The organism is Pseudomonas rossensis (assembly GCF_039888995.1).
Lineage (GTDB): Bacteria > Pseudomonadota > Gammaproteobacteria > Pseudomonadales > Pseudomonadaceae > Aquipseudomonas > Aquipseudomonas rossensis.
Window position 1 is genome coordinate 1 of record NZ_JBBWCB010000150.1, and the last position, 12,669, is coordinate 12,669.

General features: G+C 58.5%; 9 protein-coding genes and 3 pseudogenes. 6 read left to right on the plus strand and 6 right to left on the minus strand.

Annotated elements, in window-relative coordinates; genetic code table 11:
* The coding region (locus WLY71_RS26155) for a bifunctional diguanylate cyclase/phosphodiesterase (RefSeq protein ID WP_347805850.1) at positions 1-1,991 on the minus strand (1,991 nt) is incomplete at its 3' end.
* A 267-nt stretch (positions 1,992-2,258) separates the two neighbouring features.
* Between WLY71_RS26155 and WLY71_RS26160 the strand changes: the two genes are divergently transcribed.
* On the plus strand, positions 2,259-2,741 hold the full coding sequence (locus WLY71_RS26160; RefSeq protein WP_347805851.1) for an HIT family protein: 483 nt from the start codon (positions 2,259-2,261) through the stop codon (positions 2,739-2,741).
* A 91-nt stretch (positions 2,742-2,832) separates the two neighbouring features.
* Complete coding sequence (locus WLY71_RS26165) at positions 2,833-3,150, plus strand: hypothetical protein (RefSeq protein ID WP_347805852.1); 318 nt, start codon at positions 2,833-2,835, stop codon at positions 3,148-3,150.
* A gap of 156 nt (positions 3,151-3,306) precedes the next feature.
* Here WLY71_RS26165 and WLY71_RS26170 read toward each other — a convergent pair.
* The 3 genes and pseudogenes from WLY71_RS26170 to WLY71_RS26180 form a co-directional block, all read right to left on the minus strand.
* Positions 3,307-4,236 (minus strand): annotated as a pseudogene (locus WLY71_RS26170) (DUF1254 domain-containing protein); the annotation flags it as partial.
* 143 nt (positions 4,237-4,379) lie between these two features.
* Positions 4,380-5,951 carry a sensor domain-containing diguanylate cyclase gene (locus tag WLY71_RS26175; protein ID WP_347805853.1) on the minus strand — a complete coding sequence of 524 codons (1,572 nt, stop codon included), beginning with the start codon at positions 5,949-5,951 and terminating at the stop codon, positions 4,380-4,382.
* 65 nt (positions 5,952-6,016) lie between these two features.
* Positions 6,017-6,418: pseudogene (locus tag WLY71_RS26180) on the minus strand (class II aldolase/adducin family protein); the annotation flags it as partial.
* Between WLY71_RS26180 and WLY71_RS26185 the strand changes: the two are divergent.
* A pseudogene (locus tag WLY71_RS26185) lies at positions 6,409-6,744 on the plus strand (LysR substrate-binding domain-containing protein); the annotation flags it as partial. The pseudogenes WLY71_RS26180 and WLY71_RS26185 overlap by 10 nt on opposite strands.
* Positions 6,745-6,804: 60 nt before the next feature.
* Here WLY71_RS26185 and WLY71_RS26190 read toward each other — a convergent pair.
* Both WLY71_RS26190 and WLY71_RS26195 read right to left on the minus strand, forming a co-directional pair.
* Positions 6,805-7,557, minus strand: a complete 753-nt coding sequence (locus tag WLY71_RS26190; protein WP_347805854.1) for a lipopolysaccharide biosynthesis protein — start codon at positions 7,555-7,557, stop codon at positions 6,805-6,807.
* Between the two features lie 213 nt (positions 7,558-7,770).
* A complete protein-coding gene (locus tag WLY71_RS26195) occupies positions 7,771-9,528 on the minus strand; it encodes a L,D-transpeptidase family protein (RefSeq protein ID WP_347805855.1) in 1,758 nt (585 codons plus the stop codon).
* An 81-nt stretch (positions 9,529-9,609) separates the two neighbouring features.
* Between WLY71_RS26195 and WLY71_RS26200 the strand changes: the two genes are divergently transcribed.
* The 3 genes from WLY71_RS26200 to WLY71_RS26210 form a co-directional block, all read left to right on the plus strand.
* Positions 9,610-10,314 (plus strand): murein L,D-transpeptidase catalytic domain family protein, encoded by a 705-nt coding sequence (locus WLY71_RS26200; RefSeq protein ID WP_347805856.1) that lies wholly within the window; start codon positions 9,610-9,612, stop codon positions 10,312-10,314.
* Between the two features lie 110 nt (positions 10,315-10,424).
* On the plus strand, positions 10,425-12,122 hold the full coding sequence (locus tag WLY71_RS26205) for a copper resistance system multicopper oxidase (protein WP_347805857.1): 1,698 nt from the start codon (positions 10,425-10,427) through the stop codon (positions 12,120-12,122).
* 10 nt (positions 12,123-12,132) lie between these two features.
* Positions 12,133-12,669 (plus strand): copper resistance protein B (locus WLY71_RS26210; protein WP_347805858.1); only part of this gene is annotated, 537 nt, incomplete at its 3' end.

Below are 12,669 nucleotides of genomic sequence, written 5' to 3' on the forward strand. Positions count from 1 at the left end.
ATCAGGTCAGTCTGCTCAGCCAAAGGGATAAACTCGTCGGGGCTCAGCAGCCCCAGTTCCGGATGCTGCCAGCGCAGCAACGCTTCCACCGAAACCACCTGCTTGCCGCCCATGTTGTAGCGCGGCTGGTAATGCATCACGAACTCGTTGTTCTTGATCGCCCGGCGCAGGTCGTTTTCCAGTTGCCGACGATGCTGGATCTGATCGTTCATGTGCGGCGCAAAGTAGCACCAGGTCTTCTTGCCGTTGGATTTAGCCTGATACAGCGCAATGTCGGCACACCGGATCAGCTCATTGGGAATGTGACCCTGACGCCGACTCAAGGCGACACCGATGCTCGCGCCGATGTGCAGCGTGTGATGCTCGTAATGAATCGACTGCAGCAGGCTCTCGAGCAAACGTTCGCAGAACCGGTCGATTTCGGCGTGGCTGTCCATGCCGTTGAGCACCAGCACAAACTCATCACCACCGAGCCGGGCGACCAGATCGATGTCCCGCGTGCACTCGCGCAATCGGGTGGCCACTTCCAGCAGTACGGCGTCGCCAGCCGGGTGGCCAAGGGAGTCGTTGATCGGCTTGAAGTTATCCAGATCGATCATCAACAGCGCCAGCGCCGCCGAATGCCCTTTCTGCGCCAGGGCCTCGTCGAGGAAACGCGCCAGTTTGTTGCGATTCGGCAGCCCCGTCAGGGCATCGTGCAACGACAGATGCTGGATCTGGGCATGGGCAGCGACTTCATCGGTGATGTCGCTGGCCGTTCCGCGATAGCCCATCACCGCGCCCTTGCGATGGATCGGTCGTGCCGAAACCCGGCAAATACGTTGTTGCCCCGACTGATCGCGATAGGAGCAGCGCAAATGGCTGACGGGCTGTTCTTCATTAAGCTTATGCAGCCACAGCGACAAGGGCAGCGTATCGCAATTGAGCAGTTGCCCGATGTCCTGCCCTATCCATTGCTGATCGGAAAAACCGGTGACGGTGGCGAAACGTCCTGACAGATAAGAGATGCAATGCTTGTCGTCGATTTCCCAGATCCAATCGGAAGCGGCCTCAGCCACGGCACGAAAACGTTCTTCACTGGCCTCCAGCGCCTGGTTCGATAAATCGAGGCTGGTGTAGCTGGCATCCACGTGCCCGGACGTGCGCAAGACATACCGGAAGAAATAAGCTGTTAACAACGCCAGCACCAACAGCGCGCCGCCCAATGGCGGCAGCAGCGACCAGAGCAACTGGTGACCCGGTTGCTCAAGTCGGGAAACCAGGCTGTAGCCGGTGTCCGCCAGTGCTACGGCTGGCCTTCCGGGCGAGATGGCGTTATCAGGCGCCAGGTTTAAATCATGCAAGCCGTAATCGGCGCTCAGGGCGCTGAGCTTGTCAGGGCTTAATTGGTCGACAAACACCAGCACCGAGGTGCTTTGAGGATCGACCGCCGGCCTTTCGTCATTGGGGACGATCGCGGCAGCCGTCAGCAATGCCGGTTTGCCCTCGAACAGCGTGAACTGACTGACGGGATCAATGAGGCTTTCCTGACGCTGGACGGCCTGTATCAGCGTCGCCATGGATGCCGAAAGAGAGGTGGTCGCCGCCTCCTGCACCTGAAGCCCGCGCACCACGGCGTATTTGGTTTGCTGATGATCGACCACGAAGACGCCATCGTAGTGATCGATGCTGAACAAGGTTTTGCCCAGGTTCTGCTCGACGTAGGCCCATTGCACATCGACCTTGCCGTTCAAATGGTCGTAGGCGCTCGTCCAGTTTGCATAACTGGCGACGTAGTTTTTCGAGGCGGTGATGCGATTTTCCAGCGCACGCTGGGTGTAGAACGTGGTCTTGGCCAGGTCCTGGGCGTCCAGCCTCCCGGCAATGTTGAACAAGGCCAACAGGGCGATCAGCACACCCAGAACAATCAGCAAGCCGACGACAAACACCAGGTTACGGGTTATCGGCGTATGACGGGGAGCGGTGACGGTGGTAACGGCGGTCATATCCATGCACTTGATCCTGTCAATCGATTGCCTGAACGGGATGCGACGCTCGCGAGCTTTTTTACCAGGACACTGGCCGAACGTTTATTGACCATAGCAGCCATGCCGGGCCTTGGCGCAGGGATAGCGCGAGTCATTGCCGCAATTAAAGAACCGTTCACACAACCATTGCCAATCGACGGCTGCAGCCCTGTAATTGCAAGCAACGCCCGCGTACTCCCGACTGGGTACGTCGCCATCGTTTGTTATCGCGCAAGAAAAGGAAGTCATGACATGCCCCTCATCCCCCAGCACTTCATCCTCCATGAAACCGAACACTGGATCGTCAACCACCGCCTCAACTCGGCACTGCCGGGTTACATGATGCTCGGCGCCCGAGCGAACGTCAGCGCGCTCCACGAACTGCCCGAAAGCGCCCTCGCCGAGCTCGGCCCGCTGCTGGCGAAAACTCAACGGATTGTCGAAACGTTGTTCAAACCCAAACGGCTGTACATCGGTCGCTACGGACATGTGCCCGGCCATCCGATTCACTTTCATGTCATACCGATCTACGACTGGGTCGAGGATTTGTTCTGGCAGGATGCACGCTACAGAGTGCTAGAGACCTTCTCATCCCCCCACCCGGAAAGCATCACCGACGGTGCCGAGCTGACGCTGTTTGTCTGGCGTGAGTTTTGTGAACGGCCTGATCCGCCGACTGCACCGGGAATGACAGTAGAAGCAGCGATCAGCCACCTGCGCGAGGCTTTCGCCTGAAACGCACGCCGACCACTCGTCAACCAATCGGCACCAACCGCCCTGCCCTTCATACCAACATCAGGTAACGACTCATCTTTGGAGACGCACCATGATGACCATCAAAATGACTTCGCTATTACTGGCTGGAGTGCTGTCCGCCATGTCCGTCGGCATTTTTGCAGCCTCAGGCGATGGCGCTGATGCAACCGGCACCCAATCGGGTTCAATCGGCGGCTCGACAATGGCGCCCAACAATAACCCTGGCCAACCTTCGGGCGACCACAACGCTGACGGCGGCAATAGCGGGTCGGGCTCTTCCAGCGGTGGCAACGGCGGTAACGGTGGAAACAGCGGCTCTGGCGCGGGGGGTGGCACTGGTGCTGCGGGGGGAGGAACCGGCGGTGCCGGAGGCGGAACAGGCAGCTGAACGCGTAAAGGCAGCCGATGATTGGAGATCGTCGGCTGCTGTCATTTGGTTGCTACACACCGGCATGTGACCGCCGGCAGGTTCCACTTGCCGTTCAACACCTCGGGCTTGAACCCAAACAAACGCATGGTCAGATTGAACCTACCCTTCGGCCTTGACCACGCGAGTGAGCGTTGGAACCTCCCACGTCTTCAACGTCTGTGCGTCTTCGGGCGCGGTCTGAAGCGCTGCTTTGATTTCAGGGTCCAGCGCATCCATGCTGAAGGTTTTTCCGGGTTCGATACCGATACGCTTCATCTGCGCCAGGATCGGTTGGTCGGTGATGTGCGCAGGGTGCACTTTGAGCAATTCGGCGGCGTAGGCGAAGTAGTCGGCCGCCGACATTGAGTCGACCAGGATCTTTGGCGGGGTCTTCATGTCCACGGCCGGGTCAATGTTCACGCGGGCCGGCTCGGGGCTTTTACCCTGCCGGGACAACGGTGTCACGGTGTAGCCAGCCTGAATTTTGTGCACAGCCGCGTAGTCCGCAGCGCCGTCGGTCTTGGTGCGGCCAATGACCCAGACAAAGGGCGTAGGCGCCGGCAGATGGTTCAGTCCGGCAGGCACCGTCCCGGTCCAGCCCGGCGGTGTCACCAGAAACTGTCCCGCTTGGGTGCCCGTGGTGCGCCAGCCCGGTGAGGCAAATACATCGGTCCACATGTCGAGCATCGGCAGCAGGTAAAAACGCCCGGCCGTATCGGGCGCTGCGATCACCAGCGGTTCTTTGGTCAAATCCAGCCAGGCAATGGAATACAAGGTGTCGAAGTTCGAGCGCACCACCCCTTTGAAATCTGTAGGGGGATACTGCGGCACGCTGACAAACATATTCATCGGACCTTTACCGAATTCCTTGCCCGATTCGATGTTGGTGAATTGCTTGCGGGTGATGTCCATGGTCAACAGCGGGTACAAATAAAGGTAGGCATCCACGCCGATGGCGTGTGCTTCTTCGGCTGTGACTTTCGATTGAGCGTGGCTCGCAAGCGGAAAGATGGCGCAGGCTGCAACGGTTATAGCAACGGCTGTCAATGCTTGAGTAATCAACATTCTGACGATCATCCGTGCGGTGGGGAGACCTGCCGGGATCGGCAGCGTTACCCCAACTCTAGACGATCAATTGAAGAGGATCTGACAGGCAGACAGCCGGCTGGCCGGGGTGTTGCGCGGGTGAAACAACATCGAGAGACACCTCAACGATCCGAACGCAGCAGAGCCTCGACACCGCCCTCCATCGACAGCACCGCCGAGCGGTTTCGCCCCGAATGCTTGGCTTGATACAGCGCCGCATCCGCACGTTCGATGAACACTTCCATGCTGTCCCGCCCCGTCGGCACAAACGAATAACAACCCAGACTGACCGTCACGAAGCCCGAGGGTGAACCGCTGTGGATGATGTTCTTGTCCATGACGCTGCGGCGGATCTGCTCGGCAATCACCATCGCGCCGTGAATGTCGGTGTCGGGCAGCAATACCGCAAATTCCTCACCGCCGTACCGCACGGCCAAATCGGCTTTTCGATGGCAGCACCCCTTCACCGCCCGCGCCACTTCAGCCAGGCAATGGTCCCCTGCCACGTGGCCGTAAGCGTCGTTGTAGCGCTTGAAGTAATCGATATCGAGCATGATCAGGCTCAGCGAACTCGACTGCCGGGCACCTCGGCCGAACTCGATGTCCAGCGCCCCCTCGAACAGCCGGCGATTGCCCAGGCCGGTCAGGCTGTCGTGGGTCGCGATCAGCTTCAGCGCTTCCTTCGCCTTGCGCAAATCCGCCTCGACCTGTTCGCCGACACGCACCTGATAAAGGAACACCCAACCGAACAACCCCACGCCCAGCACCACCAAGGCAACGATGACCGTGGAGCGAAACGCCGTGTCGTTCCAATCCTTGAGAATCGAATCCCTGGACGAGGCGGCAGACACGACCAGCGGATAAGTGTCGAGCTGACGGTAGCCATACAACCGCACAACACCATCGACCAGCGAGCTGAACATTGCGTTACCGGAGGGCGCGTTGGGCAGCAATTTCTCGAAGATCTCGCTCTTGGCCAGTGATGTGCCAATCAGCGATTCCACAAACGGCCGTCGCGCCAGCAGCGTTCCGTCGGTCAAGCCCAAAAACATCGAACCGTTGTCATCAATGCTGAAGCTTTTGAAGAACTGATCGAAGTACGCCATCTTGATGCCGGCCAACAAGACGCCCTGGAAATTGCCATTCTTGTCGTTTACCCGTTTGGATATCGGGATGATCCATTCGCCATTTTTCCGACTGCGAATCGCCGGCCCGATGTGCGCCAGGGACGAGACGTTCTGCTGGTGGAACTTGAAATAATCGCGATCCCCCACACCAGGTCCGCGTGGCAGTTCGTCGAAAGAGGTAACGACCCACTGCCCCTTTTGGTCGAACAGAAATATCCCGTGCAATTGATTCAGCGCCTGCACCCGCCGGGCGAACGTTTTCTGCAAGCGTGCCTTTTGGGGCGCGCCGAAACCATCAACCTGAATCCAGTCGGCCAGACTGGTCAGCACCAGATCGGCTTGCATGAAGGTGTCTTCGGCCTGCTGCGCCATGGCCCGCGTCAGGTTTGTAGACGCCACTTGCGCCAATGCCAGGTCATGCCGGCGCGATTGCTCCAGTTGCAGGTAAAGCAAACCGCACAGGCTCAGGCACACGACCGCAATAAACAGTACCGCTGCTTTGCGCAGAGGTAACCGTTTCAACGTGACGCCGGTGGCGTTGTGCGGATCGTGAAGGGGGATAGGCAAAAGCTCGTCCTGTAAGGGTAAGGCATGGGCAACACCCCAAAACCCTTATTTTTTGTGAGCTTAGTCTACGGGGGGGTATGGGGCAAATGTCCTTTGGCAAGCCGCCGCATCGCACTGTGCAAATGCGCCCGAGCACTTTCTGCATCCCCCAGGCGCATTTGCTCATAGGCCCGCTGGGCAATCTCATGGGGCACCGGCTTGAGTTCACGCTGGGTCGCCATCGCCATCAACTGCACCTGAGCGGCACGTTCAAGGTAATACAGATCATCCCAGGCTTCGGCGATGATTGGCCCGGCGACGATCACCCCGTGGTTCTTCAAAAACAGAATGTCGGCATCACCCATGACGCTGGCAATCCGGTCGCCTTCAGATTCGTCGAGCGCCAGACCGTTGTAGTCCTCGTCCACCGCCGTACGACCGTAGAATTTCGAGGCCGTCTGCCCCAGCCACAACAGCGGCGGGCGTGGATTCAGCCAACGGGGTATTGCCATTGGCGCTGTTCCCGCAGGGCTGCATTTACCGTCAACGGGCCATCCGCCTGCTGGATGTGGCTCAACGGCCCTGGCGGGTTGCGTTTGGCAGTCATAGCCTGACGGGCATTCAGGCGGCGGTGGCTTCAGGTTTGGGCGTATCGGTGCTGCCCGCTTCGGCGGTACTGCCTGAGCACAGTGTGTGCGCCGACCTGCCCGAATTGCCACCGACCGAGTTGGCATTGATCAGCCGGGAGGGCGCGTTGACCAAGTTGCAACGGGCGTTGGTGGAGTTTTTGCGCGAGGAACTGGGCCAGACATAATTACCCCAACAAAAAATGGGCGCCTCGAGGCCGCCCATTTCAATAAAGCCCGAACAACCTTTAGATCAACTTGTCGATCTCTTCCAACGTCACTCGGGGAATGAGCTCACCCGGAATCCTTGAGGAACTGGACAGGTTGTAGACCTGAAAATCATCATCCACGACGTACTTCGACAAGATCTCGAACGACGGCAGGATTCGCGTATAAAAATGCTGATCAAGCAGGCATGGCGACGCGAACGTGCCGGCCCCTTCGTAAAAACGGCTTACAGACTGATTCAAGTCGACGCCGACCAGAAACACCTTGGTAAACCCCACGTGATACGCAATCTGCAAAGCCAGATAAGCCACGGTACGGGCATCAAAAAAACCGCGTTTAAGGTTCTTGCTGAAACCAAGGGTTCTATTGCGGCCATTTCCGAGTTTGCGACTTCTGACGAGTTCTTTATCGGCCCTGAAAACCAGGTCGGTCCAGGAGAGCTTGGGTGCTCGGCCGAGTAAGTAAAGTTCGCCCTCAGGCGCTACCGTCGTATGCCAGATGTGCTCTTGCCACAGTGCAACCCGCTGACTAATACGCATGGCCTGTGAAAACAGTTCGGGTTGCTGTTGGGAAAAGCCTTGATCCGTACAGGCATAAAAGAACGGCTTGATACCTGTCCCGGAGAACATGGAAATGGCGCCGTTCATCGTGATCATCGGAACGTCTGCAAACTTTTCCAATGGAAAATCTTTAGCGGACGCCCCCGAGGCAATGATAAAAACAGCTCCTTTTTGAATGTTGCGGCACTCATCGAGGTCATGCACCTCAAGCATACCTGTGATGAGTGAGGTTTTTTTTGCGCAACATCCATGGTCAATTCCCTATCCCTTCACATCGATGATCGGTAACTATTTTGTATTGTGTTAGTTTCAACAGGTGAGCCAACCTTGGGGCTTTACCAACTCCTGAATCTGCGACGGAGCGCAAAGGTAGACGCAGAGCGCTTGCATCGTAGGTGCATCAATGACCTGCAAGTCCCGCTTCCTTCACGGCCATTGCCGGTTTTGCCCCGTCGCGACAGCGGAAGTTCCTGCTCGTCGCACATCCAGAACGGGCAGTTCCGAAGGCAGATTCAATCCCCGCAGTACCGCGGAATCGTACCCGTATACATCAGGTTTAAACATCACTCGACCATCGTTACTCAGGTCCACGGTCCAGTAAGCCAACAGCACCGGCACCTTGACGGGAAGCCTGATGTTTTCGGTCTTGCCGTTAGCCAACTGGGCCTGTATCCCGGCGCTGTTCCAACGAACCGGGTCGTTGAACAGTAGCTCTACTAACTGCAGTGGGTTCTCCACTCGTATGCAGCCTGAACTGGTGGCACGGCGCGATTGCGCAAACAACTCGCGATGCGGCGTGTCGTGGAGATAAATCGAATAGTCATTGGGAAACCGAATGACCACCTGCCCCAGCGAGTTATCCGGCCCGGCATCCTGTCGCAGCGTGATACCGCGCGCGTTATCCCAGTCGACGGTCGACGGATCGAGCGCATTCCCCTCTCGATCAAGGGCTCTTATACGGTTGGCGGCAAGGTAGCCAGGATCTCGTTGAATCTTCGGCAGCATGTCTTTGACGAGGATGGTCGGTGGCACGGTCCAGGTGGGGTTGAACGTTACATAAGTAATCTCGGATTGAAACACCGGCGTACTGCGGAACGGCTTACCGACCTGAACCCGGGAACGCCATATCGCTTTACCGTCGCGATAGAGCGCCACTTTGTAACCCGCAATATCAACGATGACAAAAGTGCCCTGAAGTTTGAACAGCAACCAACGCGCGCGCTCCATGTTCACCCGAACCTGGTCTATCCGCGCCTCTACGGGCACATTCAACGCAGCCAGTGTCGCGGCCCCCGCCACGCCATCCGCCCCCAGGTATTGCTCGGCTTGATACTTTTTCACCGCCGTGGCGACGCTGTCGTCGTAATCAGTGCGTTGCTTCTTTGAAGGGGCCAGATAACCACCCACCACCAAACGTGCTCGCAACTGCGCGACAGAAGTGTCATCCATGCCTGGCTTGAGCGATTGGCCTTCGGCAATCTTCGGCCAGCCGCCCGCGTCCCGAACCTTGCGCAGTTGCGCCAGGCCCACGCGCAGGCTGCGGTAAACCGTCTCTTGTGGCGGCGCTTCGGCGAAAGCGCGTGCCACGTCATGAGCATCGAGCGCGGCGAACAAGTTATTCATGTCTCCACGAGGATCGGCACCGACAGGGTCGAAATTCCAATGGATGTCCAGACGCGAAGGGTCAACCTTGCCGCGCCGTAATTGCAGCAGCGCCGTGATAAAGGTCCGGGTTGCCGCGATATCGAACGCCGCCCGTTGCGCCACCGTCGGCTCTGCTGCCTGCATCGACGCTCTGGCGTTCGCCAACTCATCAATATGAAAGTCCGCAGGGTCCACCCCATCGGCCTGGGTCTCTCTCAGGCTTTTCAATAACTGGATGACATCGCTGTCGTTCGCCCAGGCCGAGCGATAACCCCGATGCATGTAAAAATCCATGACCACGCGACTCGGATCCACCCGTTGATGGCCACGGGAGGTGAGCAAGGGTGGAAACGATGAACTCAATGGCTCAAGTGCCGCCTGAATCGTTTGAGCGACGTAATCGTCAGGTGCTGCGCCAGTTTTGCCGATGACTGCAGATACCGCCTCAATCGGCGAACTTTCTGCAATCGCTGCGCCGCTGATCAGAAAGCCCATAAAAAAGATGCGGCTTATGACGAATAACCTTGTTAACTGCCCCATGGATAATCCTTAATCGCCCCGTATTCAACGGCTAGCATCCTGCACACTGCTAGACTCGAAGCATTAATGTGAGACTTACATATGGCGCTAGACCGCTTTGGTTTCCTATTCACGGCCCTGCTGCTGACGTCAGTTTCGGTACCGGCAGCCTACGCCGATTCGCTTGCAGCCGCGCTGCTCAAAGCAGCACCTGGCGCCAACGCCAAAGTCATCGGGCTGGCCGTACGCGCGACCCAATGCAGCTTGGCCCAAGGTAAAGCACCTGTCCAAAGACTTGCTGTCATCGACTACTCACTGCCTTCGACCGAACAACGGTTGTGGGTGTTCGATCTGAAGAAACGTAAATTACTGTTCCACGAACTGGTTGCCCACGGTCGCAACAGCGGCGAGAACATGGCGGTCAAGTTCTCCAACCAGAATGAAAGCTTTGCCACCAGCCTCGGTTTGTACCGCACCCAGTCGAGCTATGTCGGCCAGAACGGTTATTCCTTGCGCATGGAAGGTCTGGAGCCGGGTTTCAATGACAACGCATTTGAGCGGGCGATCGTTATTCACGGGGCGCCCTATGTCAGTCCGGTGCTTGCCCGAGCGAATGGCCGGATTGGTAGAAGCCTGGGTTGTCCGGCTGTGCGGCCGGCGATTGCGCACAAGTTGATTGATTCGATGAAGGATGGGCAGTTGTTGTTTTCTTACTATCCGGATCAACGCTGGTTGAAGTCGTCTTCGTATATCAATTGCGGTGGCGGCACTGTGGCCGCAGCGTCAACACCCAATTCACGCCAATAGATACGGCTTGAACCTGTCAAAACTGTAATCTGCGCCTCAGCCTGCTGAAAGGCACCGCCCGTTAGCCTCGTCATCAAGCTCTCTCCACGCTGGCGGACCGGGAACACGGCATGCATTCCAACACATCAAGACGCACCTTCGTGAAGGGCCTGGCCGCGGGCGGGCTCCTCGGCGGCCTCGGGTTATGGCGCACGCCTGTCTGGGCGGTCACCAGTCCCGGCGAGCCTCAGGTGCTGGCGGGCACCGATTTCGACCTGCTCATCGGCGAAACCCCGGTCAACATCACCGGCAACCCGCGCACCGCGATGACCATCAACGGCGGTATTCCCGGGCCCCTGCTGCGTTGGCGCGAAGGCGACACGGTGACGCTGCGGGTGAAGAATAAACTCAATGCCGACACCTCCATTCACTGGCACGGCATCTTGTTGCCGGCCAACATGGACGGCGTGCCGGGGCTGAGCTTTCACGGCATCGAGCCGGATGGAATGTACGTTTACCAGTTCAAGGTCCGGCAGAACGGCACTTACTGGTACCACAGCCATTCAGGCTTACAGGAACAGTCCGGCGTTTACGGGCCGTTGGTGATCGATGCGAAGGAACCGGAGCCTTTCCAGTACGACCGCGACTATGTGGTGATGCTTACCGACTGGACCGACGAAGACGCCGTCGACCTGATGAAGACGCTGAAAAAACAGTCGGACTACTACAACTACAACAAGCCCACCGTGGGTGATTTCATCCACGACGTCAGCGAGAAAGGTTGGGGTTCCACGGTCGCCGACCGAAAGATGTGGGCCGAAATGAAGATGAATCCCACAGACCTGGCCGACGTCAGCGGCGCGACTTACACCTACTTGATGAACGGCCAGGCGCCGAACTCGAACTGGACGGGCGTGTTCCGGCCGGGCGAGAAGCTGCGCCTGCGCTTCATCAATGGCTCCGCCATGACGTACTTCGACGTGCGCATTCCCGGGCTGAAAATGACAGTGGTCGCTGCGGATGGGCTGCACGTCAAACCGGTGAGCGTCGATGAGTTTCGCATTGCGGTGGCGGAGACCTACGATGTGATTGTCGAACCGACCGAAGCGGCTTACACCTTGTTCGCCCAGTCGATGGATCGGACTGGCTTCGCACGCGGCACGCTTGCAGCGAAGGCTGGTTTATCCGCGCCGGTACCGCCGCTGGACCCTCGACCGCTGGTGACCATGGATGACATGGGCATGGGAGGGATGGATCACGGCAGCATGGCGGGCATGGATCACAGCGCCATGGCCATGCCCGGCATGCAGTCCCATCCCGAGACGGAAAAAGACAACCCGCTGGTGGACATGCAAGCCATGACCACCACCCCCAAACTCGACGATCCCGGCCTGGGCCTGCGCAACAACGGCCGCCGCGTCCTGACCTATTCCGACCTGCGCAGCACCTTCGAAGACCCGGACGGCCGCGACCCGAGCCGTACCATCGAACTGCACCTCACCGGCCACATGGAAAAATTTGCCTGGTCGTTCAACGGTGTGAAGTTCTCCGACGCCGAACCCGTGCGCCTCAAATATGGCGAGCGGGTTCGGGTGGTGCTGGTCAACGACACGATGATGACCCACCCGATCCATCTGCACGGCATGTGGAGCGACCTCGAAGACGAGAACGGTGAGTTCATGGTGCGCAAACACACCATCGACATGCCGCCCGGTTCCCGACGCAGCTATCGGGTCACCGCCGATGCCCTCGGCCGTTGGGCCTATCACTGCCATCTCCTGTACCACATGGAAATGGGCATGTTCCGTGAAGTTCGCGTGGAAGAATGAGGCGCTACCCATGACCAGACTCACTCCCCTCTCTTTGGCACTCGTGACCGCGAGCCTGACACTCTCTTCGGCGATGGCCGCCACCGACGACATGCAGAACATGGATCACAGCCAGATGCCGGGCATGGACCATAGCCAAATGCAAAGCATGGACGACGGCCAGATGCAGCCCGCCGCGCCGACCGAAAGCCGCACGCCGATCCCGGCGCTGACCGATGCCGACCGCGCCGCCGTGTATGCCAGTCCGTCCGGCCACAAGGTGCATGACACCGCGCTCAACCATTACTTGCTCGCCGACAAACTTGAATGGCAGGACGCTGACGACGGCAGCACCCTGGCCTGGGATCTCTCCGGCTGGATCGGCGGCGACATCGATCGCCTGTGGCTGCGCTCCGAAGGCGAACGCACCAACGGCAAAACCGAAGACGCCGAAATCCAAGCCCTGTGGGGGCACGTAATCTCCCCGTGGTGGGACGTGGTGACCGGCATTCGCCAGGATTTCAAACCTGGCGACCCGCAAACCTGGGCCGCGTTTGGCGTGCAAGGC